Consider the following 26,949-nt stretch of genomic DNA (forward strand, 5'->3'; position numbering starts at 1 on the left):
TTAAAAATTGAAATAGGTTTTGGCGTTGTTGTAGCAAATATCTTGGATTACTTTTCCAAGCCACTCTTTATCATAAGGAATTTCCCCATTTTCAACGTCAGTTCCAAATAGATCACATAAAATGCGCCTAAAATATTCGTGACGTGGGAAAGAAAGGAAACTTCTCGAGTCAGTCAACATTCCTACAAAACGGCTCAACAAGCCCATGTTCGACAAGGTATTCAACTGTTTGATCATACCGTCTTTTTGATCTTAGAAACCACCATGCAGAACCCCACTGTACTTTTCCGGCAATGGTACCATCATTGTAGTTACCTATCATGGTGGCCATTAATTCGTTGTCTGCAGGATTTAGGTTATATAAAATCGTTTTTGCCAAAGTGTTTCCAGAATCCAATCTATTTAAAAACTTGGCCAATTGTTTTCCTTGTACAAAATCTCCAATTGAATCGAAACCAGTGTCGGGGCCTAAAGTAGATAATAAACGATTATTGTTATTGCGCAAGGCACCTAGGTGAAATTGTTGAACCCAGCCTTTTTGATGGTCCCAAAGGGCAAAGTTGAAAAGCATGGCTGATTTGAACTTCAAGTTCTCTACTAAGGTGATAGCCTCTTTTGCTCTGATTTTAAGGAAGATGTTTCTTACTTCTTCTTCTGTATAATCTTCAGCATAGATCTGCTCTAAACCATGATCGGAAACTGATGCTCCATTTTTGGCAAAATAATCGTGACGCGATTTCAATGCGCTCAAATAAGCATCGTAAGTTGAGATGGCTATCCCCATTAAACTAGATAGTTTATCGATATATTGGTTTAAACCAACAACATCATCTGAATTCATAGCTTTATCTGGTCTAAATGCAGGCAAAACCTTAAGTACCGTTCCGCTGCTTTTAAGCTGTTGGTGGTATTCCAAATTATCTAGAAGATGATCGGTAGTGCATAATGTTTTCACGTTCATTTTACGCAATAAACCTTGTACACTATATTCCTTGGTCTGTAATTTGGCATTACATTCGTCGTAGATTTTTTTGGCATTGGCACCTGATAAAACCTCACGTATACCAAAATAACGTTGCAACTCTAGGTGGGTCCAATGGTAAAGTGGGTTTCTTAAGGTATAAGGGACAGTTTCTGCCCATTTTTCAAACTTTTCAAAATCAGATGCGCCACCTGTGATATAATATTCGTCTACCCCATTTGCACGCATGGCTCTCCATTTATAGTGATCACCATACAGCCAAACCTGGGTAATATTTTCGAAATTTTTATCTTCAGCAATCTGCTCAGGCATCAAATGGTTATGGTAATCGATGATAGGCATCTGTGCTGCAAATTCATGATACAGCATTTGTGCTGTTTTGGTCTGCAATAAAAAGTTTTCGTCTAAAAATTCTTTCACGTATTCTTACTTTATGTTTTTTATTAGGAAATAGATTGGATGCTTAGGCAAATTGTCTATTTCTTATTCCTTCTATGTTAAACACCACTAAAAATCGAAAATCCACCATCTACACAGATGATGGCTCCGGTTACAAATTGCGAAGCATCGCTCAATAGCCAAACCAAGGCGCCTTTCAATTCGTCTGGATCACCAAAACGTTTAAAAGGAGTTTGTTTGATTACGGATTGTCCGCGAGGTGTAAAACCACCATCTGGTGTAGTCAATAGATTTCTGTTCTGTTCGGTTAAAAAGAAACCTGGTGCCAAGGCATTCATCCTAATTTTATCTCCATAACGGTTGGCCAACTCTACTGCAAACCATTGTGTATAGCAGTCTACCGCAGCTTTGCCCATATTGTATCCCAATACTTTGGTCACTGCTTTTTTCGAGTTCATGGATGAAATATTAACGATACTGCCTTTCCCTGTTTCGGCAATTGCAGCGCCAAAAACCTGTGTTGGAATCAGTGTTCCCCATAAATTAAGGTCGAGCACTTTTTTCATCCCATCCATTTTCATTTCAAAAATGCTTTCTTCTGGTTGCAACACCCCATCGGGCATGTTACCGCCTGCTGCATTGACCAAACCATCAATTTTGCCAAATGCGGCTAGTATTTTTGTGCGGGCAGCAATCAATTGTTCCTCATCCATGGCATCTGCAATTAAGGCAATTGCTCTACCTCCATTTTTGTTGATCGCATCAGCTCTTTCGTTAGCGATTTCGACATTTCTACCCAAAATACCCACAGCGCCACCTGCCTCTACAATTGCATTTACAAACGAGTTGCCCAAAATACCTGTGCCACCAGTTACTACGATTACTTTATCTTTTAAAGAGAATGATTGTTCCATTATTTAAGTTCTTTTACGCCAAATGTGTCCATGTCTGCATAATCCAAGTTTTCGCCTGCCATGCCCCAAATAAAACTGTAATTTTTGGTCCCACTGCCTGCGTGGATACTCCATGTCGGAGATAAAACCGCTTCGTGGTTGGCTACAATAATGTGACGAGTTTCTTGTGGTTCGCCCATGTAATGGAAAACGCGGTGTTCTTCATCTACATCAAAATAGAAATAAACTTCCATTCTACGATCGTGTGTATGTGGCGGAATGGTGTTCCAAACGCTGCCTGTAGAAAGGATGGTCAATCCCATTACCAATTGGCAACTTTGGATTCCATCTTTGTGGATGTATCTTACGATTTTACGTTCGTTTGCCGTTTCTAAACTCCCCAATTGGGCAGAAAAAGCATCGGCATGTTGTAAATAGGCAGTTGGGTAAGTATGGTGCGCTGGTGTAGACAAAGCATAAAATATTGCAGGTTCATCAGCATTTTTGCTACTGAACTTCACTTCTTTTACCCCTTTACCCATATATAGGCAATCCATTTTTGCCAATTCATAAATAGTGCCATCAGCTTCAATAGTACCAGCACCACCTACATTGATTACACCCATTTCTCTTCTTTCTAAAAAGAAATCGGCACGTAAGATATCGTAGGTACCTAAGGTAAGTACTTCAGTTGTTGGAGTAATCAACCCTGTAACCATTCTATCGTAGTGGGCATAAACGAAATTGGCTTTATTTTTTTCTTTTAAACCATCTAATAAAAATCGCTCTCTGATCTTATCGGTCTGATACGTTTTAAAGTCTTCTGAATGTACAGCTTGTATTATTTTCATCGGTTTGTATTATTTATTTTTTATTTCAGTCTTTACATTTTGTTATTCAAGTTGCAAAGGCCTGTTTATAAAGATACTCCTCTTTTCCATGGAATAAAATCATCTTGGTTCAGCAGCACAGATTTTGGGATTACTTCTCCGCTAGCAGCCTTGATGCAATATTCTAAGATGTCTTCCCCCATTTCTTCGATGGTCTTTTCTCCTTCTATTACTGGTCCTGTATTGATATCGATGATATCGCCCATCCGTTTGGTTAATGCGTTGTTGGTGGCTACTTTAATCACAGGGCATACTGGATTGCCTGTAGGGGTCCCTAGGCCTGTTGTAAACAAAATCAGGGTTGCACCACTCGCTGCCTTACCTGTAGTGGCTTCTACATCGTTACCTGGGGTACACACCAAGTTGAGCCCACTTTTGATGGCTGGTTCTGTATAATCCAACACATCTTCAATGGGCGATGTCCCTCCTTTTTTGGCCGCGCCATTGCTTTTGATGGCATCAGTAATCAAACCATCCTTGATGTTTCCCGGCGAAGGGTTCATGTGAAAACCAGAACCTGCATTTTCTGCAGCCTGACTGTAGGCACCCATTAGTTTGATGAACTTTTTTGCAGCAGCCTCATCCTTGGTGCGATCGATCATGTTCTGCTCTGCACCGCACAATTCTGGAAACTCGGCCAACAATACGGTTGCGCCTAAAGCCACCAACAGATCAGAACAATAACCTACTGCTGGATTTGCAGAAATACCACTAAAGCCATCGCTACCACCACATTTTACGCCCACATTCATTTGGCTTAATGGTGCGGGTTTACGTTCAATTTTATTGGCTTCTACCAAACCTTCGAAGGTTTTTTTAATGGCTTCGGCAATCATGTTCTCTTCGCTCTGCGATTGCTGTTGCTCAAAAATGTAAAGTGGCTTATCAAAATTTGGGTTTCGCTCCTTCAGGTCGTGCATAAAATCCTGCACCTGCAAATTCTGACAGCCTAAGCTCAACATGGTTACGCCTGCTACGTTTGGATCGATCAGCATAAGCAGCCAATAGTTTGCTTAACACTGCCGCATCTTGTCTAATGCCTCCGCATCCACCTTGATGGTTCAAAAACTTGATTCCATCTATATTTTTAAAAGGACGGTCATTTCTTATGCCTTCAAAAGACATTGGGGCAGTTAAAGTTGAAATGTCAACTCCGTTCTTAAAAGCTTCTACCAGTTCGTGTGTATAGGCTTTATATTTTGCTGTTACAGCATAGCCCAATTCATTGTGTAATGCCTCCCGAATCACATCTAGGTTTCTATTTTCACAGAATACGGTTGGGATAAAAAGCCAATAGTTGGCCGTGCCTACCTTGCCATCTGAACGGTGGTAACCGTTAAACGTACGACCAGCATATTTAGATACATCTGGTGCTTGCCATTGGTAATGATAAGGGCGATATTGGTATGGGGCAGCGGCATGTTTAAGGTTATCCGTAGTCATTAAAGTTCCGGCCTTTAAGGCATACTGTACTTTGCCTACCAATGTACCATACATCAAAACTTCATCACCCTCATTCATATCGGTGGTATAAAATTTATGTTTTGCCTGAATGTCATCCACCAACACATAGTCGTTCCCTTGATACTGCACTGTTTCTCCAGCTTTTAGATCAGCTAGGGCAACCAATACATTGTCATTCGGGTGGACTTTTAAAACTTTCTGCTTCATGCTTTACAATACGTTTATTTTTGATGTGGTCAATTCTGCCAAAGCTTCCATCATTCCATCTTTGGCAATGGCCTTATATTTTTCTTCTACCGTGGCTACAAAACCCTCCAATAGACTAAGGTCTGTTCCCCAGAAAGCCACATCGCTCAATATGCTGACTACATCGGTTTTGCCATTGAAATAAGCAGCGCTATCGTCTGTGATCAGATAATCGATATCATTATAATTACCATAAAACTTCTCTCCTTCTTTACGCTTAACCTGCATAAAGGTTAGATAGGCCGCAAAACCAAAACTGATCTGCTCTGGAACGGTATTGAATAATCTATAATAGTTTAACAGCAATGGCAATATCCGGATCTTCATTTTCATGGTATATTGAAAAGTGATATTGATCCACAAATGTTCTATGGATGGATTTGCAAAACGGTCTTTTACCGTAGCTGCAAATGCCGTAGTCTGTTCTTTTGTAACGGCATAAGGTATGGCAGGACCAATTTCTGTGGCCATTACACCTTCTATATAAGTTTTGATCAGCTCGTCTGTCATTGCATTTTTTACTGTATCAATACCTGATAAAAAAGCGATGCCTGAACTCAGCGTATGCGTACCGTTTAGCAAACGTACTTTTAGTTCTCTGTACACTTCTATGTCGTTGGCAATGATTACCCCGGCATCGGCCTTTGCAAAAGAAAGTACAGCTGCTACTTTTTCATCCCCTTCGATGGCCCATAAGCGATAAGGTTCTGTCATGGCCAATAAATGGTCGGTATAACCTAGCTCTTCTTCTAGATTAGCTAAGGTTGCTGCATCTGGTTTGCCCGGAACGATCCGATCCACCAACGAATTGCAGAATCTGTTTTCTTCTTGCAACCATAACATAAAATCGGCTTCTAATTGGTTAAACTTGGCCAACGCTATAACGATAGATTCTAATTTTTTGCCATTGTCAGGAATCAATTCTGTTGCAATGATTACCAAACCACTATCCTTCGCCCCTTTAAACATTTTAAATCGGTGGTGCAAAACGGCCAATACCTTGGCGGGAAAAGAAAGTGGTGGGTTTTGGTCGATACGTTCATTGACCAATTGTATACCAACTTCTGTTGTGTTAGATACGATGAGCTGAAGATTTTCACTTGCAGCAATTGATAAGATGGCATCCCAATCTTGGTCTGCGGAAATTACCCTGCTAATGGAGGATGAAATGATATTTTCTGATACGGGCTGACCATTTTCAAGGCCTCGTACGCAAAGTGTATATAAAGAATCTTGGGCTTCAAATTCGGCAGTAGCTCCTTTAGTCGATTTTACCACTGCAACCCTGCCATTAAATAGGCCAAGACGGTTTGCTTTATCTATGAAAAAATCTGGAAGGCCACGCAACAAAACTCCGGTTCCGAATTGGAGTACCTTTTCTGGAAGTTCGAAGCTACTTTCTCTTGGCACAATCAGCTTTTCTTTTGGAATAAGACTTAGATTTTTTTGAGATAAAATCATTCTATTATATCAACTTTTCAATTTTAAAATTCGCTGATTGCTAGAGCACAAAGCCCTTTCCCAGCATTTGGTTAAAGCAATTATACCTATTAATTGCTAGTAAAAACCCGATTTGAATGCAAATATTTGCGCAATCGTTCCCGAGAACGTGAGCGGAGGTTTTGTTGGTTTATTGCTTAAATTGGACTTTTTCTATACCGATCCAATTGACAAGATCGGGGATATCGTAATAACTCAGGATGTTATTGACCACAGCTCCATACCTATCTTTTGCCAATGGCTGATTTAACACCTCTTGGTAGGTAGAGATACATTGATATAAATTGATCTTATCAATATTAGGATCTAAAAAACCTGCATGTAAAACAGATAGACCAACCAAACCGATTGAATTGATTTCTATAGGCAGATCTTTAAGATTTACCTCCTTTTTTATAAACTTGATCAGGTTTAAAATATCGCTTGTGCGTTGCCCTACCAGCGGTTTACCTAGGTGTAAAGCCAGTATGGCATTCCGGTAGTCTTTGCTGAAATATTTTGGATCGTTCAGTTCTGGTTTATCGGTCGTTTCTCCGGTTCCTCTTAGTCTGCAAAAACAAGGGCATCATCTGTACCCTTACCTGAATAGTACGAACGGATGCTATCCATTTTCTTTTGATCGTCACCAATCCAGATTACAATTTTTTGATCCCTCTTTTTAGGATAAGAAATCTCTAATGGCAAAGGCAATTCGTTTTTTTGACGAAGAATAAGACGATCAAAACCGAGGTTGACCTGTCCGTATTTAATTTTGCCTACGCTTTTAATTTCAAGCGGACTTGGATTTGGAATGATGCCCAATAGGTTTTCTACCTTTTGTTTCCGTTGAGTAGGGTCTAATTGTCCAAATACTTGTCGTTCTGCCGCCTTTTCATTAAACAGTTGTAGGTTCTTTTGAACGATATTGATTTCGTTAGGATAGCTTAGGTTGACCTTTTCTTTAACACTTGCGAATAAATCTTTATCCCTCAAATCTGTTATCTCCTCTTCTTTAACTGGACTATTATCTTGGTAAAACCATTTGCGGAACCACTGTACGGCAACTTCTCTTTTTGGTTTTGAAATTCCATGGCCATCATCATACGTAAAAAGCGAGAGCCGATCTGATGTCTTTAAACTTTTATAAACCTTTTTTAGGTCATCGAATGATTCGAGTGTTCCATTGTAATCGATAAAATCATAGCGCCCTGCCAATACCAACATCGGTTTAGGTGCTGCCGCAATTAGATAATCGCTCATTTCGAGTTGTGCTGTCCCTTCGTTTGGAATTTGTGCACAACCATCTGCAGCCCCAGTTGTAGCCAATGTTTTTTCTCTGCTGGCCAAATAACTACAAGGAGCAATGATTTTTACCCTGTCATCAAAAGCAGCAAAATAAATAGCCTGCATGGCACCTCCACTATTGCCGATACACCCAATTTTATGAGAATCTACTTCAGGTCTGGTTACCAGATAATCCAATCCTCTTGCATTATCAAATAATTCATACGCTGCTACGGATATACCCAAAAGATTGGAGGAGAGATTTAACAACGTATGTTCTGTAGTAGCACCTCGTGTTAGTGCTTTTCCACTCTCATCTGTTAATTGCACCCTTTCACTTTGGGAAATGGGATCGATTACAAAAACAACGAAACCATTTTTGGCAAACAGCATTGCAGTTTGTTGGTAAGACTCGGTTGCTTTGGCCAAATCTTCATGACCACAAAAAAGTAATACAGCTGGAAATTTTCCTTTTCCATCTGGCACATACAGATTTGCGGTAACATGATGGTTTTTGAAACTTTGGTAAACAATCTTTTCAATCCGATAACCTGATTTTTGGATGGTTCCAGTTTGTTGGACTGCTAAATTGGCTTTTTGAGGCAATGTGCCTAACAGGGTTTTGAATTTTTGTTTTACAGTTTGGATATAAGCTAAAGTATTGGTTTTTGTAGTTAATGCTCTGGCAAATTCAACTCTTCTTGCATCATATTTTAAATGCAATTGTTGTACTAAATAGGTGTTTAAACTTACATCTGTTTTCCAATCGAGGATATTGGCTTCTTTTTGGGCATAAGTTGGAAGGGCAAAACCTAATAAAAGGAGATAGACTAAAAGATGAGATATCGATTTATGATTAGTCATTCGTTTATTTGTTCAATAGTTCATTAGGCATTGGTTCATTGGTTCATTGTCAAGACATCTTTGTCATCCTGAACATAGCGAAAAATCCCATTCCTTTGGCCAGCTAAAAAGAGATGCTTCGTTCCTCAGCATGACAAAATTGTTGGTCAATAGTTTATTGGTTCAATAGTTCATTCGGCATTGGTTCATTGGTTCATTGGGCATCAAGCTCTATAACCATTTTACCTTTTCCATTTTCTATAAAAACTGAGCTAGCCATTGCTTTTTAGCCATTTTTGATATTCCTTATTGATCAAGTTGTTTGCCCATGTACCGTACCAGGCATAACCGTTTCTACGTTCGAAACTGATATCGGCTACATTTTTATAAACGGCATTGTCACGGTCGCCAAAGATAGGTTGATTGGTCTTCAGATCGTAAAACCTAGCCCATATTACTGAATTAGGATCGGCAATTAAACCTCTATCTTTTCCATCTGGAAATTTATCAAATTTATAACCTGTAATCTTGGTAGCATTGAACCAATCAATTGCGTTGTTAATGGCTGTTTGAAGTTCTGGAGTTGGATTTTTAATGCGCATCAGAAACCTTACGATATTGACAGATTCTGACGTACTTAAAGAAGCAGGTTCAAATGCTCTTGCCTTAGCTGGCTGTAAGGTGTTTTGATCATATTGTGCTGCCCAAATGCTTCCTTTTCCATTTTGGATAACCTGGGTCTTCAAAATACAATCCAAACCTCTTTTTACGGCATCTTCTGCTTTGGCAATGTAGGACTGATCTACCACTTCAAAGCCATTACTTTTGGTGGCGATATCCATCATGATGTTCAATACATTCACTATTGCATCATCATTATAGGTAATTTCTGCCCTATAGCTACTTTTATCAGGATAATATTGTGGCCAACCACCATTTTTGTATTGGGCCTTTAAAAGGTAGTCTAAACCTTTTTCTGCCGCCTGTAAATAAGCTTTGTTGTGCGTGGTCTGATAAGCTTTAACCAATGCGTTTATCTCTTTGCTGGTTGCCCTATTGTCAATCGTAGCGTGCATGTAAGTTGTGGCTTTGATCTTGGCCATCAAAGCATCATCTATGGGTGTCTCATATTTCACTACGCTTTTATCCTCTAGCTGTTTTGGCCATGCTCCATTGCTCAATTGGTACACCAACATCCTTTCGGCAATTGGACCTGTTTGCACAGTGGCTTGGTTGGTTTGTTGGGCAGTAGCACATGAACTTAAACCCAGAACCACCAACATTGAGAATATTTGACCTTGCTTTTTCATCTACTTTTTGTTTTTCTTATTACCCAACTCACTTATTTACTTTACTTTTTTAACCAAGATCTTTTTGCTTACCCAATCGACTAAATCGTTAGCTGCTTTAAAATTATCGTAAGAAGCTGGCAGTTTTCTACCGTCAACATATTCATTATACAACCAAGGGTCACCGATTACATACACCATTCCTTTTCCATATGGAGTTGATCGACATTACATCGTCTCCATCTTTATCTTTTAAAATTGATTTGGCTGCACCTGATAATTTCAAACTGCTGTATTCTTTGATAAAAAGATTGGTCGAGTTTTTAAATATTTCATTTCCCGTCGGAACAACAACTTTTGCAGTTTCAAAATTTGTGGCTACGGGTACAGTTCCTTTGCTATCTCCATTAAAAAACACCCCAAACTGACCTGCCAATTCATTAAAGTGTTTCAACTCTACATTTGGTGCATCGTTACCCATCAACAATAAAATACCTCCTGCTTTTACCCATTCGGTAATAACCTTGATATGAGTAGGTTCTATAAAATTTGGTTTTGGGTTTTCCTTTTCGAAATCAGGATCAACAATGATATAAACAGCTGCATTTTTTAGATTGGCCAAGGTTGGTGCTTGATACAAGGTTTTAGTCTGAAAACCTTTGTTGTTGAACAGGTCTCCCCAGAAAGAGAATCCACCATTTGCTCGTTCCTCCCATTTGTAATGCCACGAAACATTGTTATTGCTTTGGTCTATTTTGGTTTCGTTGTTAAAATATGAGTCCAATAGTACGGTTTCACCAAATTTCGATTTGGGCAAGGCCGCTATTTCCATTTCGTTCGCGGCCAACAAAAATGCACCAACACCTTTTGGATCATTGGTAATTACCTTTTCACTTAAATAATAGGCATAACTACCATCGCGATAAGGCTTGCCACCAAGACCAGAAACACTCACAGTTCCTTTTAGGTTCACTTTACCATCGCCTGCAGGCTCAATAAATTCTGTTTTAATGCCATGGTAACCTTTTTGGGCCACTGCTAAATAATTGGATGGTAAATAACCCATCCGAACAGCTTTGGCCAAGGTATAAACGAACATACTCGATGCAGAAGCTTCATGGTAATTGCCCTTGCCTTGTGGTTGATCTAAAATATCATACCATAATCCCGATTTTGGGTCTTGTACTTTTTGTACGGCAATTGCAAAGCGGCTTAAGATGGCCAATAATGCTGCACGTTTAGGGTGGTGCTGTGGAAAATTATCTAACACATCAACTAATGCCATACCATACCAACCCATTGCTCTACCCCAAAAGTTCGGCGATTTACCTGTGGTTTTATTGGCCCATTGCTCGGTTTTGGATTCATCCCAGCCATGGTATAACAATCCAGTTTTTGCATCTCTGGCATTTTTCTCCATCCAAACAAATTGGTTGGCGATATCATCAAAAGCTTTTTCATTTTTAACCAGGGCTGCATATTCTGCATAAAAAGGTTGGCCCATGTACAATCCATCCAACCACATCTGGTTGGGATAGATTTTTTTATGCCAAAAACCACCTTCTTTGGTACGTGGTTGTTGTTGCAACTGATCCCACAACAAAGTAGCAGCCTTGAAATATTTTTGCTGACCGGTTACTTTATACAAAGTCAATAAAATACGGCCATTTTTGATGTTGTCGATGTTATAATCCGCTTGTTTATAGCGATTGATTGTTCCTTCTTTGGTTACAAAAAAATCCATGCTCTTTTGCATGTATTTGAAATATTCGTTATCGGCAGTCCTTTTCCAAATGCCATCAATACCCTCTAAAATCACACCTTGATCATAGGCCCATTTCACAGGTTTGGGATTGGCTGGATCCAGATTTAACGAATCTTTCCAGATTTCCATTACCGTTGTGGCTATCTGTTGCGACAGGGGTTTGTTTTGTGCTTTAACCTGCAATGTTAAACCTGCAAAAACGGCAAGTATACTATATTTAAAAAAAGATGTTTTCATGATTACTTGTTGATCTGTAATGATTTTTCTTCTGCACCTGCTAAAAATTCTGTTTTTACTTTTGCCTTCGATGCATCGAGCCCAACCGTTTTGATGTTGCTATTTCTATCTCCACTGATCCTAAACAATAATTGGGCATTGTTATAATTGATGTTCTTGAAACTGATGTCATTTCCATTTTGGATATTGATCAAGGGATTGACCTCTTTTGCAATCAGATTTACATTGGTTAAACTTACATTTTTTGCTTCTTGGAGATCTATACCTTCATGTGCTTTAATGCTCAAATCGGCCAAAGTGATGTTGCTGATGCTCAACTCTGGAAGCCCTCTGATAAATACAGCTTTCGAAGCACCGTCACAAACTACATTACTGATATGAAAATCTCTAAAAACAGGCGTTTCTTCGGTTACAGGCAACAATTGGATTTTCGGTGCATCTCTCTTTTCGCCAGTTAAAGGTACAGGATCAACAGCAGCGTAATACATGTCGAATAAGATAGCTTCGCCTACAATATCTTTCATGTTGATGTTCTTTACAAAGATCTTTTCTACTACTCCACCTCTACCTCTTGTGGTTTTAAAACGTAATCCGATGTCTGTTCCGATAAACGAACAATCGTATACAAAAATATTTTTTGCTCCACCAGACATCTCACTCCCAATTACAAATCCACCATGGGCATGGTAAACCGTGCTGTTGCGGATAATTACATTTTCTGTTGGCATGCCACGTTTTCTGCCTGCTGCATCGCGGCCAGATTTGATACAGATTCCATCATCGCCAACATCAAAGGTACTGCCTTCAATCAACACATTTTTACACGATTCGATATCGATACCATCACCATTTTGGGCATACCAAGGATTTTTGGCGTATACATTTCTAACGGTCAAATCTTCACACATCAGTGGATGGATATTCCAGGCTGGAGAATTTTGGAAAGTAACTCCTTCTAGCAAAATCCTTTTACAGGCGGTAAAAACCAACAGATTTGGACGGAGAAAATCTTTGATTGATTTATAGAATTCAGGGGTTTTATCACTGGTAATTTCACCAGGATTTTTCATCTTCGAAGCATTGAAGGTCTTCTCCGTTGGATACCATGTTTTTTTATCTTCGCTGGTCATGCCACCAGAAGCGACCAATTTTTTCCACTGGCTTTCGGTTAGTTTGTCTTTTTTAACCATTCGCCAAGCATCACCTGCACCATCTATGATCCAAAACCTGTAACAGCTATATTTTGTTGGTTGGTTGCCCATATCGGCGATTGGTTACGCATCTGTGGTAAACCTTCCCAATTGCTGGCTACTAAAGGATATTGGTCGAAGTCTTTGGTAAACTGAAGGATTGCATTTTTTTGTAAGTGCAGGTTGACATTGCTTTTTAATTCGATCGGACCCGTAAGCCATAAGCCTTTTGGAATCAAGACTACGCCACCTCCTTTTTTATTACAGGCAATAATGGCATCATTGATACTTTTGGTATTGAGGGTAACCCCATCGTTTTTAGCACCAAACTTGATAATATTTAAAGTATCTGCCTTAAATGATGTTTTAGCAACAACTGGCAGGTTACTGAACGAATAGGGTTGTTTTTGGGCTTTAGCTAAAAAAAGATTGGTAAGTAAGAGCAGCGTGAAGATAGTTGGAACTATTTTTTTCATGTTCATATGTACGGCTTATATTGGTTAAAAAACAGCTTTGCTAATTAATTTGACTAGCAATACCGATTATTCGTTTAACAAGTCTACATAGTTTTAAAGAGGAATGGAACTAAAAGCCAGAAAATAACTATGCAATCGTTACCATTTTTTTGTTATTCGTTGTTGGTTTGTTCGCTGTGAGTAAGAATTAGGTTCAGGTTTGGATCAATTGATACGGAACCAATCAAAATCAGCATAACCAGCATCATTTGTTTGCTGCGTTCTTACACAGAACAAACCTACTTTAGCACCAATCCACTTCCCTGGTTCGGCCTGAAAAACATCCTTGACGTTGATAAATGTAAGCCCATCTAGGCTGTAACTAAATTGGCATTGTGCGCCTTTGTTTACCGTAACCCTAAGCTGAACATCTTTTGTATTTAGCTTCACCACTACCTCCTCTTTTTCGGCCTTACCCTTATCTGCAGCACTGCAAGTAGTATACACAAGATAGAGCCCATCTTTTTTACTTTTTACAGCAATATTGGCATAACTCAACCCTGCAATGATCAGTCCTGCTTTCTCGTTTTCTAGCTTGGTATTTGGCGTAAAAGTCAGTTTTGTGGTTACGGTAAATTGTTCTGTTGGGAATTTCTGGAGCAATAGATTAGGTACTTCCCAATAGTTTTTGGCACTATCTGGCATTTTTACTGAATACAAACGCAAGCTTCCATTTGTAGGGTTTAAAAAAGACCATGTAGCCGATGGATTGGCCTGCCATTGCCATTGTAAGCCTAAATTTGTACTATTGAACTCATCAGATTCGGCAGGGGTAACAATGGCTGTTGGCTTTATTATTTTTGGTTTTTGATACGTCAAAACTGGCTCGCCTATCCCATCACCATCTGCATCTACCCCAATCACTGGCCAATTGTTAATCCATTTCATCGGTTGCAAATGCATTACTCTGCCATAAGCTTCTTTATCTTGAAAATGCAAGAACCAGTCTTCGCCTGTTGGTGTATCCACCCAAGCGCCCTGATGTGGACCATTGATGGGAGATTTGCCCTGATCCATTACTACTTTACGCTCATAGGGGCCATATACATTTTTGGAACGCAATACCAATTGCCAGCCAGTGGCTACACCACCTGCAGGTGCAAAGATGTAATAATAACCATTGCGTTTATAAAATTTGGGACCTTCTATGGTTGGGTCTAGCTCATGTCCATCGTAAACCAATTTACCTTCATCCATCACCTTATCGCCTGCTGCATTGAGCTTTTTCACTACAATGATACTTTTAATTCCGGCCCTACTCCCTGCATAAGCATGTACGAGATAAACCTTTCCATCTTCATCCCAAAGTGGACAAGGATCGATCAGACCTTTTCCAGCCTCTACCAAAACCGGTTCAGACCAAGGTCCTGTGGCACTTTTGGCTTTTGTTAAATAGATGCCAAAATCTGGATCCGGATAATAGATATAAAACTCACCTTTATAAAAACGGATGGCTGGTGCCCAAACGCCATTGCCATGTTGGGTTTTGGAAAAATGCTCGAACGGGATTTGTCTTTTTAAGGCATGGCTGATAATGGTCCAGTTGACCAGATCTTTTGAATGTAAGATGGGCAATCCGGGTACTGCATCAAAACTTGAAGAAACCATATAAAAATCATCACCTACCCTTATGGCATCGGGATCAGAATAATCCGCATCCAACACTGGGTTTTTATATTTTCCATTACCCAGATCGGCTACCCAAACTTTAGACACATCAGGTTTTTGTGCTGCTATAGTTAAACTACACAATAAAAGAAAGGCTATGGTTGTTATTTTCATGATTTGATCAGTGGGATTCTTTATTTGGGCATCCAAGCAGTCCTGCCTGCAAAAATATTTTTAAGGGTATAGGTCTTGGCTTCTTTTTTGGTCAACTGTTTTGACCAATCTACTCTACTTTCTTTTACAAAGCCGGGGCCAGAAGAACCATATTCTGCATAAAAAGTAGTTTCATGGTTTTTATTCTCGTTCCATACATGCCATCCTGCTGGTAAAATATGAGGGCCCATTTCGGTATTGATGAATACGGTTTTGGCATAAGGTCGCCATGGTCGGCCCAAGTAAACTTTTTGAAATGCTGGATCAGCAGTTAATTTGCAATTAAAGAATATAAAACCATAAGGTTGGGCTTGGGTTGTTGAGGCTGCTGTGATGTACGAATTCTTTTTGCTATGGATATGGCAACGTTCAAAAACTACGGTTGCCGCACCAAAAATGAAATCGGTGGTACCTTCGATATAACAATCTACATAGTACTGTCTGCTGGTATCTGCAGATGGGAAAAGCGTATCCTGATTGCCCAAGATCTTGCAATTCTTAATCACTACCCGATCTGCTTCTACATGTAAAGCTACCGCTTGCCCAACCGGACCCGCAGCATTTTCAAAAGTGAGGTTTTCTGCCTTGAAATCATTTCCCTGTACCAATACCGTATGCGATGTATACGTATTTATGGCACCTTTTCCTGAATAATCATCATAGGTAATAATGGTTTTGTCTTTGTCTTCGCCAATTAACGAAATCTTAGATTTTTGCGCTGGCACAATCAATTTCTCTTTATAAACCCCATTTTTGATATAAATCGGTACTTGTACCTCAGATAGATCTCTCACCGCATTTACAGCTTCCTGAATGGTTTGATAATCACCACTGCCATCTTTTGCTACCGTTAAAGACTTGGGGTAAGTTTGGGCATTGACTGAAGTTATGCTGGCGAGAAATAGGATCAAGGTAAATATTTTCATGTGGGTTAGTTGGGAATGGTAAATGGGTATTTTATCTAATGATTGACTAAAGACTCGCGACTGTAGACTAAGGACGATCGGCTACTCCTTCGGATTCCATCCATTTAAAATCTTAACCAAAGTGTATTCCTGAATTGTTGTTTCATTTAACTGATGCGACCAAGCCACACGTCCTTTTGGATCTGCGCCTGGTCCAGTATTTTTATACTCTGCATAAAAAGCAGTCTGTTCGTTACTGGTTTTGCCCCAATTGTCCCATCCTTCTGCTTTGATCATTTTACCCAAGTCGCAATTGATAAATACCGTCTTGGCATAAGGTCTCCATGGTCGGCCTAAATAATAAGAGTTTGCTGGAGCATCTCCAATAATCTTGCTATTGATAAACACATAACCATATTTTGAAGTATCAGGAGCGGAAGAAGCCGTTACATATCCAGCCTTTTTACAGAAGATCTCGCACTCATCAAATACTGCGGTTGATGAACCAAAAATAAAATCTACGGTACCTTCGATATAACATTTATAGTAATATTGGCGACTGGCATAACCATAGGTATAAAGGGTATCCTGAAAGCCCAACATCCTACAATTGGTAAACTTGGCTTGATCTCCTGCTACAAACAAAGCCACTGCCTGCCCTACCGGACCTGCTGTATTTTGAAACGTTATATTTTCTGCCGAAAACTTGCTGCCGTAGATATAAAAGCTGGAAGAACCAGAAGTACCTTTCTCTTCACCAAATGCATTTTTTCTTTGCGCCCAATCATCAAAGGTTAAAATGGTCTTTTCTACATTCTCTCCAATCATTTTTACCATCTGCTTAGAAGCCGAAAGATTTAACTTCTCTTTATATATTCCATTTTTGATGAATATTGTTGTTGTAGTTTTCCTAAAATCTGGAACGGCATTGATCGCCTCTTGAACAGTCTTAAAATTACCTGAACCATCGGCTGCAACAACAAAGTCGTAAGCAAATTTTTGAGGTGAGCTACTTGATGCATTTGCACTAGCATCATTCAACAATAAAACAATCAAACTATAAAACAACACGAATAACCCCTTTTTCATCTCTATAGTTTTTTCATTGCATTAAACACCAATTGTGCAACAGCTATTGCACCTTCTTTTTGAAAATGGGTATTGTCTTTTTGTCCATCTGGATAGCCAGGATAAAGCCCTTTTTCAAAATTCATAAAATATTTGGAAGTTACCTCAGCTTGGCCCTTTGCCGTAAACGCATCAATTGAGAGTTGCGTTAGATCAATCAATTGCACGTTCAATTCTTTGGCCACTGCCTTTACCGCATTTGGATATTCGCCATGCACATTGCTCAGCTTGCCCTCTTTCCATGGATAATTTCTATTTACTGGAGTAATCAGAATGGGTATCGCCCCCTTTTCTCTGGTCTGGTTAACATATAACCTCAGATATTCTTTATAACCCGTAATGTTCACATAACGTTCTGGTTTATCAACCGCTGCATCATTGTGCCCAAACTGCATCATTACAATATCGTTCTTTTTTAAAGCTTTGTACACTTCTGCCCATCTGCCTTCTTCAAAAAAAGTACGTGTACTTCTTCCTCCTCTGGCTTTATCAATTACCAGAACACTATCTGCTTTGATCAATTTTTTAACCAGACTTAAACTATCTCTTTTAAAGAAAGGCTGAAAAACCTGCCCCCAACCATTTAGTGGAAATTTCTTTTCCAGATACCCAGAATCTAAGGTATAATCTGCCACAGTCGAATCTCCTATTAAAAAAAGCTGTACCGGTTTTTGAGGAACCTGAAATGCGAAAAGTGCTATGGCAACAATTAAAAACAGGGGTTTAAAAATGGTATTCATTTCGTTTTCTTTATTTTTTCCGTACTAGTAGTACATATCTTACTTACCAATCAAGTATTTGGCCAATGGACTTTTTATCTCTTTAAGGCCCTCGGCTACTAGGCCAGCTACCTGTTTTGCGCCTTCCGGATTTAAATGGGTATCATCCTTTTTTCCTGTTGGATAATTTACATGACCAGAATCAACATATAGAAATAGTTTTTTTGAGGGTTCGTCTCCCAGTCCAATGATCAGTTTTTCGGTTTTACGTTGCATATCAATCAATGGAATATGCAAAGAATCCGCCAATTTCCTCACCACATCAGGGTAACCTTTATGGGTATCGCTAAAAACACCATTTTTAAAACTGCGACGTGCAATGGGTGTCAATAAAATTGGATTGGCTTTTTTAGCTTGGGTTTCTGCAATGTATTTGATCAGATTGGTCTTGTATTCGGCCAATGAGGTTCCAACTTCTGGTTTATCGATTTTCTCATCGTTATGCCCAAACTCAATCAACACATAATCTCCTGCTTTTAATTCTTTTAAAACTGCTTCCCATCTTTTTTCATTGAGAAAAGATTTGGTACTTCTTCCATTCAATGCCCTATTGTCAATTTTAACCTCTTTATTAAAAAAAGCGCCAATTTCCATCCCCCATCCAGTTTCTGGATAGGCTTTGGGCTGTTTATCTGCCGCAGTAGAATCGCCAACAATAAATAGGGTTACCATTTCCTTTTTGATCAAGGTAAAAGACATCAGGGTTAAAAAACAAAGGAAAAATAAGTATTTGATTGTTTTTAATGGCATGGTTTTCATTTTAAAGCAAAAAAGATGAGGCTTAAGCCCCATCTTTTTTATTTCGTTCTATTAATAGGCCCATCTTGGATCGCCCAAGGCAATGCTTGTGCTACTTGCAGTCCTTAAGCTAGATCCTGCTGGCAAAGTAAATGAACTTGTTGCCGCTGTCCAGCCAAGATCTATGGTTTGATTTGCTGTTTGGCTTACCGTTGACGGGAATGTCAGACCAACATTCCCTGTCAAGGCGTTATACAAACCAAATGTATTGTTATAAGAAAAAGTTGTAGTTACACCTGCACCACTTGAGCGCAAAGCCGCCGCTTGTACAGTACCAGATTTTGGCGTGTTTGCTACAATACTGTTCTGTAGGCTAAAATTAACCGGATTGGCATTGGCATCTAACAAGGCATATTTAGCATTGCCACCAAAACCATTAAAGGTAGAGTAGCTGATGTTAACCGTAGGTACAACTGCACCCGTGTAGGTAGTACTTGCAGTAACCAAACCAGGGCCAGCATTATAAAAAGTAGATTTAGAAACCGTTAAAGTATTAAATTCCAATTTATTTAAGTGGAAGGTATAATAGTTGGACCCGCCATTTGCCCCCATGTCGAATACGATAGAATTGTTTACCGTAATATTGCCAATTTTGAAATCTCTGGCAGCAGTACCCCTATCAGCACGTAAAAAGGCTGTGGTAGCGCCATGTACAATACAGTTGTCTACTACGATATTGGTAAATGTAGCCGCCGATCCATTGGCTGCCTGAGAACCGATCAGGTTTAGGAAATAAAGTGCCGCACCTGCTGTTCCATCTAACTCAATTCCAGATAAAGTGATGCCCGCACCAGTTCCTTCTAAATCTATTTCTTTATAGTTCACCTTGGTATCTTCTGGATTGCCTGAGGTAGATTTAATCGTGATTGTTTTTCCTGTAATAAAAGTGCTTAAGGCGGTTAAATTATACGTCCCAGGATTTAAACCGATCACAGCACCATTTGCAGCGCCCGCAATTGTTGCAGCCAGATCATCTGTAGGCGAAATCTTAACCGTATAAGCAGTTACCGGACTTGTAGTAAAGGTAACATTACCTTTATTCTTGGTACCAGCCAACAATTCTGCAGTGTATTTTACACCACCTGTTAAGCCTGTAATTGTTTTTAATCCTGCGCTTAGATCACCAGCACTTAAGGTTGATGTAATGGCTGTACCTGTTTCTGGCGTCAGTTTGATACTGCTCAAACCTGCTTCTGCTGTAAAACGAAGCGTAATGCTGTTTTCTTTGATATCTGCATCACGGACAGTTAAAAACAGCTGTGTACCTGTTAAGGTAAAGGATGAGCTCACCACATATTTCGATTCTGGTTGGTCTTCGAAAGCATTGGCTTTGATACGGACAAAATATGGGGTCCTTACTTCAATGTTATCATCGGTTACCGTAATGCCTGCGGTATCTACAACTTTTGAAAAAGCAATAGTACCAAAAGCTTGGTCTTTCGAAAAATCTACGGTGTATTTTAAGGCCTTACCTGAAGCAAAGAGTGGAACTGCCCATTTGATCTTGGCCGAATTTGCACCAGCTGCAATACTGATGTCACTGGCCTTAAAGATTCTTGGTGCTGGTAAAGTCTCTTCCTTATTTTTTTCACAAGCGGCCAACAGCAATACTACTGCCAATAGCAGGAATATTTTAGTACTTGTTTGATGGATTATATTTTTCATCTTAATATTTTTTAGATAGTTAATAACCAGCATTCTGAACCATATTTGGGTTCTCGTTCAATGCAGTTTTTGGATAAGGCAACAACTCTTTTTTATTGGCTTCGAAGTAGAATGCAAATCCGGTTGCTATACTGGTCAACATGTTCTCTTCTGTTAATGCTTTTCTCCAATTTTTAACTGTATAACCTGTTGGCGCTGTTGAAGAGCCTAAGCCTGGAGCAAACAATACCGTTGATGGTAAGCCACCATACAGGTCTAAACTGGCTACTTCTGTTACGCTTGGGGTAAGGTTATAATTAGATTCTTTGGCGTAAACATATAAAGGCACATTGGCATACACACCTTCACCATTGATCAACTGGCGAAGTTTGGTACGGGTTTCTGCAAATTTACTGTCGATCAAGTTCCATCTGATCAGATCGAATTTTCTGATGGCTTCACCACCAAATTCCAATAATCTTTCTTTAACAATTGCATTAAAGAAACCTGCTTTGTCCGTAGGTGTAACTGGAATATCATTTTCGTAACCTGCATAGGCACGTTTCTGTATTTCTTGTAAGGCACTTTTTGCGGTTGCCGATGGACCATTGTTGATTTCGTTATCTGCTTCTGCATACATCAATAAGATATCTGCGAAGCGCAATATTGGCCAGTTAACGGCAAAGTTCTGTGAAGATGATTTGCCATCAAATGCAGTCCATGATTTTCTGAACTTTGCATCTGTAAAGTTGTTCAATGTATTGATCATCTTTTTTGAAGTCCCTGTAATTTCAAATACACCAATGGTTACATCTCTGCGGCAATCTTTTATTGGATCAATTCGTAAAAATAAGTAGGAATGGCATTCATCCCACCACCACCAGTACCATAAGTAGAGGCTGCAGCAAAACGAATTCCGTTATAATAACCCAATTTACTATCTGTAGATGCATTACTTCCGTAAGCAGCCACTTCTAACATCAGTTCATGGGCATCGTCCATACGCGTACTGTGTAAGGTTTTGAACACATTTTCGTATACTGGATTTAGCGAATGCTGCGCACGGTTGTCCATGATCTCTTTGCACTCGTCCATTGCTATTTTATAATAGGTTAAATAGTCTGCTCTTCTTTCCATTTGGTGGGTATTTGATCTTAAAGAATAGCCCCCTCTAAACAAAGCAATCCGAGCTCTTAAGCCTTTGATCGCACCCTTGGTAAAACGGAAACTACCATAATCGCCAGCTGCACTTCTCCATGGCACCAAGTCTGCTGCTGTTTTTAGATCTGCAATGATCTGATCGTAGGTTTTATCTCTATCTGCATTTGCAGGGAAAAGGGTTTCGGCAAAAGCGGCAGGCACAAATCTTTGTGGTACATCACCCCAGTTGCGGATCAGCTCGAAATAAAATTGTGCCCTCAAAGCCAAGGCCTCCCCATAATAGCGTTTCATTAAAGCCTAATCTGCGGCCGACCCAGTGGTATACAGTTTTGATTCTGGGATGTATTTGATACAGATATTTGCACGCTCGATCCTTGGTATAGTTGCGCAAATGGATTGATCAGGTCGGTATTGTCCGAACTTGCACCATACATGCTGATTCCACGTCTGTCTGAAGAAGCATAACTTCCCGAGGTTTTAAAATCTTCGGCTGTTAGGCCAAACAAGGTAGATAAACGGCTACCATAACCATTGTCTCCAATTAGTTTATTGTAAACACCAATCAATGCAGAGTTGGTATAAGTAGTACTTTCAAAAACAGTTGCTTCTGTTGAAGAAGAATCTGACTCGAAATCCAACACCTTTTTACAAGATGGCGTAATGATCATCGCTCCAATAGCTAACACTAAAAAAGCAGAATTTATGAGTTTATTTTTCATTTTTTTTAAGGCTAAAAGGATTAAAATATTAAGTTGATACCTGCTAATACATATCTGCTACGTGGGTATGCCGCGTAATCGATACCTGGAGTAAGCGGGTTAGACCTACGTGTATTTGCTTCTGGATCGTAACCTGTGTATTTGGTAAAGGTGTACAAGTTGTTTACGGTACCATATACTCTAAGTTTAGAAATAAAGCCTGTTTTTTTAACCAAACTTTGTGGCAAGGTATAGCCTAAGGTTACATTGCTGATGCGCAAGAAAGAACCATCTTCAATGGCATAAGAAGTTAAGGCATAGTTACCTGTTGTTGGTGTCCATAAGGTGGTATTGGCATTCATTGCCGTTAACAATGCTGGATCGGTAACCTTCACGCCATTTTCGTTGAAGTTTTTCCACCTGTCGTTCATCGTTGCCAAAAGGTTGTTGTCTTTTACATTGTATTGTGAGGTAAACTCTATTTTATTGGCGTTGTAAACTTTATTGCCTACAGAGAAGTTCATAAATACACTTAGATCGAAGTTTTTATAGGCAAACTGATTGTTAAATCCACCAGTAAATTTAGGTTGAGAAGTACCCAAAACCGTTTTATCATCATCGCTGATAACCATGCTTGTAGCGTTAGATAGTTTTTTAACTTTCATGTCGCCTGGTTGTGGCTCTCTGTTGCCCAATAATACCCTACTGTTGGCAATACCTGGTTTAAGGGTATACGTATACACACCTGTAGAAGTATTGAGTACTGAGGTAAAATCATCAACAGTATATCTTCCGTCTGATACGAAACCATAGAACTGACCAACAGGTTTACCAACTTCTATTTTAAAATCAGCTAAACTATTAACCCAGCCCGATTGTGCCACATAAGATTGTACATTGTTCTGTAGTTCTAAAATCTTGTTCTTGTTAAACGAGAAGTTCAAACCCACGTTGTAGGTAAAGTCTCTTGTTCTAACTGCAACACCATTCAACTGCACCTCAATTCCTCTATTCTGTGTTTTACCCACATTTTGTTGTTGAGTGTTGTAACCGTTAATTGGAGGAATATTGGCATTTAGCAATAAATCTTTTGTACGGTTATCATATAAGTCTAAAGCAATAGATACACGGCTTTTGAACAGGTCGATATCAAATCCTAAGTTGCCCGAGATATTTTTTTCCCATGTAATGTTCGGATTGGCCAATACGTTACCTGCAATCAAACCAGTGGTAACCGAGCCATCAGATGCAGCATACCCCCCTGCAGTAGAGTTTGCAGAGAACAAGGTCCTAAACAGATCCTGTCCAATTCTATTGTTACCCGCAATACCGTAACTGGCACGTACCTTAAAGTTGTTCAACCAGTTCCAGTTTAGGTTTTTCATGAAATCTTCTTCAGAAGCACGCCATGCCAATTGTGCAGAAGGGAAATTACCCCATCTCTGCCCTTTGGCAAAGAATGAAGATCCATCTCTACGGAAGTTTAAGGTAGCCAAGTATTTTCCAGCAAATGAATAAGATGCCCTTGCAAAGAATGACAATTGACGAGAACCACCAACCAATGACGTCGGTTTATCTTGTATTGATCCTACAGGTGGCTCTGCTTTTTGGATACTCGCAAAGGCTTCATCGGCCGTAATGTTCATCGGGAACCACTTAATGGTACTGCTGTTCGATTTGATGTCGTATTTATTTAACTCTTCACCAACCAATAGGTCTAAACTATGTTGATTACCCAAGTTAGGTTTATAGTTAAGCGTATTGGTATTGATCAAGGTGGTAGCACTAGAGTTATCCAACGTAATGGCTGGCAAACCTGCGTTGTTTCTTGCCAAACCACTTAAAGGACCATTAAAACCATTGGTTTTTCTATCGCTAAAGTTTAAACCTAAAGTAGATCTGAAACTTAGGTTCTTTAAGATCTGGTAGCTGGCATAACCACTGCTGATCAAATCGTTACGGTAATCGTATTTGAGCTCTTGGTGCGCCAAAGAGATGGGGTTTGAAAGTTGCGTAGTCAGGTAATCTGCATCAAACAAATCACCAGAATCGCCCCCCACCCGAATAAGGTTGGTAACGCACCGAGTTTCTTAAACGGTTGGTACCCTGAGAACCTGTACTTGTTGTACCCACTCCTTCAATACGTTGTCTGCTGTAACGTACGTTAACGCCAGCCCTGATCTTATCAGAAATTTTATGATCGAAACGGAAAGAGGCAAAAGTACGGCGGAAACCAGACTCCAACATAATTCCATCTTCGTTGGTATTGTTTAGGGTAAAATTAAAAGTAGTTGTTTTAGTACCCCCTGATAAGCTTAATACTTGGGTATTTGAAAAGGCTTGGCGACCAAAAACGCGGTCTTGCCAATCGATGTTCGGTACGTTTTTATAGATGTCTAAATCTTCAAAGGTACCATATCTTTTTGTGAAGGTATTTTTTACTTCATCAGATGTATTGTTGTTATAAAGCTCATATTGGTACATTACATACTCGTATGGGTTCATTACCGGAAGTTTATTTACAATTTGCCTAACACCTGCATAGGTATCGAAGGAAACGACAGTTTTACCATCTTTACCCCCTTTGGTGGTGATGATCACTACGCCGTTTGCACCACGACTACCATAAATAGCAGTAGAAGCCACATCTTTTAAAACATCGATGGATTGGATCTCGTTAGGAGATAAAATTGACAATGCATTTTCAACCTGTATTCCATCTACGATATATAATGGCGAGTTATCTCCTGTTAATGAGCTTCCGCCCCTAACTCTGATCCTGGATTTCAGCACCTGGGCTACCCTCTGTAGTTGTAGCAGTAACACCTGCGAGTTTTCCTGCCAAGGCTTCGGCAGCAGTACCTACCGGAAAATCTGCCAGGTCTTTTGCACCAATTGAAGATACAGACCCTGTTAATGCTTCTTTACGCACAGTGCCATAACCAATGTTAACCACCACTTCGTTAAGGCTGGTCGAACTTTCGTCTAAAGCCGCATTGATCTGCTTTTTATCACCCACTTCAATTTCCTTATCCATAAAGCCAATAAACTTAAAAACAAGAGTGTGGTTACCAGTAGTAGGGACAGCAATGGTATAAGCACCTTTTTCATTTGTACTTACAGCAATCTTGGTGCCTTTGATCGTTACAGCTACACCAGGTAGTACTTCGCCATTAGCTTTTTCGGTTACCGTGCCCGTTACTTGTCTGGTTTGTGCCTTGGCTAGATTTATGCCCATAGCAAGCACACAAAAGAACAGTAAAAAATTTTTCATACATTAAGGTTATATTTTGGTTTTTTAGGTCAACGTCTGAAGTCTTCCATTAACAAGTCTACATTGTTTTTTTTATAAAATAATTCATATCAGGGTATAAATTTGTGCAATCGTTCCCGACAACGTTGCCGAAATAGCGTTAAAAAAGTTATCTTTAAGCCTATCAAAAATTATCGTTATAATTAAAAGATTTTTTTCCATTCAAAAACTATCCAAACCATAGCTTTGAACCATGTTTGAGCCCGTTACCATAAAAGATATAGCTAAGGCTTTAGGCCTATCCACCTCTACTGTTTCAAGAGCATTAAGAGATACACACGAAATCAGTGCGGCTACCAAAAAGATTGTTTTGGCCTATGCCAAAGAGATTGGTTATCAGCCAAATCCAATTGCCTTAAGCTTAAAAGAACGGAGAAGTAAATCTATTGGTGTGGTAGTGAGCGAGGTAGCCAACAGCTTTTTCTCTCAAGCCATAAATGGCATCGAATCTATTGCATACGACAGGGGTTACCATGTTATCATTTCGCAAACCCACGAATCGTATGAGCGTGAGGTGGTAAACGTACAACATTTGGCCTCAAGATCTGTTGATGGCCTATTGGTTTCTTTATCCTCTCAAACCGAAGATATTTCGCACCTCACCTATCTGCACGATAAAGGTCTGCCCATTGTATTTTTTGATCGCGTAGCCGATGAAATCAATACACACAAAGTAATTGCTAATAATGAGAAAGGTGCTTTTGATGCAACCGAACACTTGATCAAATCTGGTTACAAACGAATTGCCCATCTAACCAGTTCTAGCTTTTTGTCTATCAGTATAGAACGTTTATCTGGTTATGAAGCTGCACTAAGGGCAAATGGATTGACCGTTAACCCTAATTATATCAAACATTGCCCACATGGTGGGATGTTATACGAAGAAACCGAAACTGCCATTAAAGAGTTGTTGGCCCTACCCGAAAAGCCTGATGCGATTTTTGTAGCAGGCGATCGTTTAAGTACGGGTTGTTTAAGTGTTTTTAAAAACCTTAAAATTGCCGTACCAAAGGATATGGCCATTGCCGGCTTTAGTAATTCTGATGTATTAGATCTTTTTAACCCTTCTTTAACCTCTGTACGTCAGCCTGCATTTGAAATTGGCCAATTGGCTACCCAAATGTTATTGCAATTGATAGAGGCCAAATATCCGGTAGAGGAATTTGAAAAAAGGGTACTGGACACCGACCTATTCGTTAGAAATAGCTGATTACCAAAACCTTAAA

24 protein-coding genes and 1 pseudogene are annotated in these 26,949 nt (G+C 39.6%); 1 reads left to right on the forward strand and 24 read right to left on the reverse strand.

What is annotated here, in order from left to right:
- The 24 genes and pseudogenes from ACFJIZ_RS08340 to ACFJIZ_RS08455 all read right to left on the reverse strand — a co-directional run bounded on the left by ACFJIZ_RS08340 (position 1) and on the right by ACFJIZ_RS08455 (position 25,684).
- Entirely contained in the window at positions 1-237 is a 237-nt protein-coding gene (locus ACFJIZ_RS08340) for a glucuronate isomerase (protein ID WP_379092189.1), read from the reverse strand.
- Positions 170-1,402, reverse strand: coding sequence for a glucuronate isomerase (gene uxaC, locus ACFJIZ_RS08345; RefSeq protein WP_379092192.1), 1,233 nt, complete (start codon positions 1,400-1,402; stop codon positions 170-172). The genes ACFJIZ_RS08340 and uxaC overlap by 68 nt, the downstream gene beginning before the upstream one ends.
- Positions 1,403-1,479: 77 nt before the next feature.
- On the reverse strand, positions 1,480-2,295 hold the full coding sequence (locus tag ACFJIZ_RS08350; protein ID WP_379092195.1) for an SDR family oxidoreductase: 816 nt from the start codon (positions 2,293-2,295) through the stop codon (positions 1,480-1,482).
- Positions 2,295-3,125, reverse strand: coding sequence for a 5-dehydro-4-deoxy-D-glucuronate isomerase (kduI, locus tag ACFJIZ_RS08355; protein ID WP_379092198.1), 831 nt, complete (start codon positions 3,123-3,125; stop codon positions 2,295-2,297). The genes ACFJIZ_RS08350 and kduI overlap by 1 nt, the downstream gene beginning before the upstream one ends.
- Before the next feature lie 65 nt (positions 3,126-3,190).
- Positions 3,191-4,835, reverse strand: a pseudogene (locus ACFJIZ_RS08360) (UxaA family hydrolase).
- Between the two features lie 3 nt (positions 4,836-4,838).
- Positions 4,839-6,335 carry a tagaturonate reductase gene (locus ACFJIZ_RS08365; protein ID WP_379092200.1) on the reverse strand — a complete coding sequence of 499 codons (1,497 nt, stop codon included), beginning with the start codon at positions 6,333-6,335 and terminating at the stop codon, positions 4,839-4,841.
- Positions 6,336-6,504: 169 nt separating this feature from the next.
- Complete coding sequence (locus ACFJIZ_RS08370) at positions 6,505-6,717, reverse strand: hypothetical protein (RefSeq protein WP_379092203.1); 213 nt, start codon at positions 6,715-6,717, stop codon at positions 6,505-6,507.
- 200 nt (positions 6,718-6,917) lie between these two features.
- Complete coding sequence (locus tag ACFJIZ_RS08375) at positions 6,918-8,501, reverse strand: alpha/beta hydrolase family protein (protein ID WP_379092206.1); 1,584 nt, start codon at positions 8,499-8,501, stop codon at positions 6,918-6,920.
- Positions 8,502-8,752: 251 nt separating this feature from the next.
- Positions 8,753-9,790, reverse strand: a complete 1,038-nt coding sequence (pelA, locus tag ACFJIZ_RS08380) for a pectate lyase (protein WP_379092210.1) — start codon at positions 9,788-9,790, stop codon at positions 8,753-8,755.
- 160 nt (positions 9,791-9,950) lie between these two features.
- Positions 9,951-11,771, reverse strand: a complete 1,821-nt coding sequence (locus ACFJIZ_RS08385) for a glycoside hydrolase family 105 protein (RefSeq protein WP_379092213.1) — start codon at positions 11,769-11,771, stop codon at positions 9,951-9,953.
- Between the two features lie 2 nt (positions 11,772-11,773).
- Positions 11,774-13,033: a glycoside hydrolase family 28 protein gene (locus ACFJIZ_RS08390; RefSeq protein WP_379092216.1), complete on the reverse strand. Its 1,260-nt coding sequence runs from the start codon at positions 13,031-13,033 to the stop codon at positions 11,774-11,776.
- Positions 12,985-13,437: a glycosyl hydrolase family 28-related protein gene (locus ACFJIZ_RS08395; protein WP_379092218.1), complete on the reverse strand. Its 453-nt coding sequence runs from the start codon at positions 13,435-13,437 to the stop codon at positions 12,985-12,987. Before ACFJIZ_RS08395 ends, ACFJIZ_RS08390 begins: the two co-directional genes overlap by 49 nt.
- Positions 13,438-13,641: 204 nt before the next feature.
- Positions 13,642-15,258 carry a glycoside hydrolase 43 family protein gene (locus tag ACFJIZ_RS08400; RefSeq protein ID WP_379092221.1) on the reverse strand — a complete coding sequence of 539 codons (1,617 nt, stop codon included), beginning with the start codon at positions 15,256-15,258 and terminating at the stop codon, positions 13,642-13,644.
- A gap of 20 nt (positions 15,259-15,278) precedes the next feature.
- Positions 15,279-16,223 (reverse strand): pectinesterase family protein, encoded by a 945-nt coding sequence (locus ACFJIZ_RS08405; protein WP_379092224.1) that lies wholly within the window; start codon positions 16,221-16,223, stop codon positions 15,279-15,281.
- An 81-nt stretch (positions 16,224-16,304) separates the two neighbouring features.
- Complete coding sequence (locus ACFJIZ_RS08410) at positions 16,305-17,291, reverse strand: pectinesterase family protein (protein ID WP_379092227.1); 987 nt, start codon at positions 17,289-17,291, stop codon at positions 16,305-16,307.
- 2 nt (positions 17,292-17,293) lie between these two features.
- Positions 17,294-18,070 carry a rhamnogalacturonan acetylesterase gene (locus tag ACFJIZ_RS08415; protein ID WP_379092230.1) on the reverse strand — a complete coding sequence of 259 codons (777 nt, stop codon included), beginning with the start codon at positions 18,068-18,070 and terminating at the stop codon, positions 17,294-17,296.
- A gap of 39 nt (positions 18,071-18,109) precedes the next feature.
- Positions 18,110-18,859 (reverse strand): rhamnogalacturonan acetylesterase, encoded by a 750-nt coding sequence (locus tag ACFJIZ_RS08420; protein ID WP_379092233.1) that lies wholly within the window; start codon positions 18,857-18,859, stop codon positions 18,110-18,112.
- Positions 18,860-18,919: 60 nt separating this feature from the next.
- Entirely contained in the window at positions 18,920-20,572 is a 1,653-nt protein-coding gene (locus tag ACFJIZ_RS08425; protein WP_379092236.1) for a hypothetical protein, read from the reverse strand.
- Between the two features lie 19 nt (positions 20,573-20,591).
- Positions 20,592-21,320 (reverse strand): RagB/SusD family nutrient uptake outer membrane protein, encoded by a 729-nt coding sequence (locus ACFJIZ_RS08430; protein WP_379092239.1) that lies wholly within the window; start codon positions 21,318-21,320, stop codon positions 20,592-20,594.
- Between the two features lie 59 nt (positions 21,321-21,379).
- Positions 21,380-22,003 (reverse strand): RagB/SusD family nutrient uptake outer membrane protein, encoded by a 624-nt coding sequence (locus ACFJIZ_RS08435; protein ID WP_379092242.1) that lies wholly within the window; start codon positions 22,001-22,003, stop codon positions 21,380-21,382.
- Positions 22,003-22,431, reverse strand: coding sequence for a hypothetical protein (locus ACFJIZ_RS08440; protein WP_379092244.1), 429 nt, complete (start codon positions 22,429-22,431; stop codon positions 22,003-22,005). Before ACFJIZ_RS08440 ends, ACFJIZ_RS08435 begins: the two co-directional genes overlap by 1 nt.
- 20 nt (positions 22,432-22,451) lie before the next feature.
- Entirely contained in the window at positions 22,452-24,470 is a 2,019-nt protein-coding gene (locus tag ACFJIZ_RS08445; RefSeq protein WP_379092247.1) for a SusC/RagA family TonB-linked outer membrane protein, read from the reverse strand.
- Positions 24,451-25,203, reverse strand: a complete 753-nt coding sequence (locus ACFJIZ_RS08450; protein ID WP_379092250.1) for a TonB-dependent receptor plug domain-containing protein — start codon at positions 25,201-25,203, stop codon at positions 24,451-24,453. Before ACFJIZ_RS08450 ends, ACFJIZ_RS08445 begins: the two co-directional genes overlap by 20 nt.
- Positions 25,178-25,684, reverse strand: a complete 507-nt coding sequence (locus tag ACFJIZ_RS08455) for a carboxypeptidase-like regulatory domain-containing protein (protein WP_379092253.1) — start codon at positions 25,682-25,684, stop codon at positions 25,178-25,180. The genes ACFJIZ_RS08450 and ACFJIZ_RS08455 overlap by 26 nt, the downstream gene beginning before the upstream one ends.
- 232 nt (positions 25,685-25,916) lie before the next feature.
- On the opposite strand from ACFJIZ_RS08455, the gene ACFJIZ_RS08460 reads away from it, so the two are divergent.
- Positions 25,917-26,933, forward strand: a complete 1,017-nt coding sequence (locus tag ACFJIZ_RS08460) for a LacI family DNA-binding transcriptional regulator (RefSeq protein ID WP_379092256.1) — start codon at positions 25,917-25,919, stop codon at positions 26,931-26,933.
- The last annotated feature ends 16 nt before the right edge of the window (positions 26,934-26,949 follow it).

This window comes from Pedobacter sp. UC225_65 (assembly GCF_042698365.1).
In the GTDB taxonomy this organism is placed as follows: Bacteria; Bacteroidota; Bacteroidia; order Sphingobacteriales; family Sphingobacteriaceae; genus Pedobacter.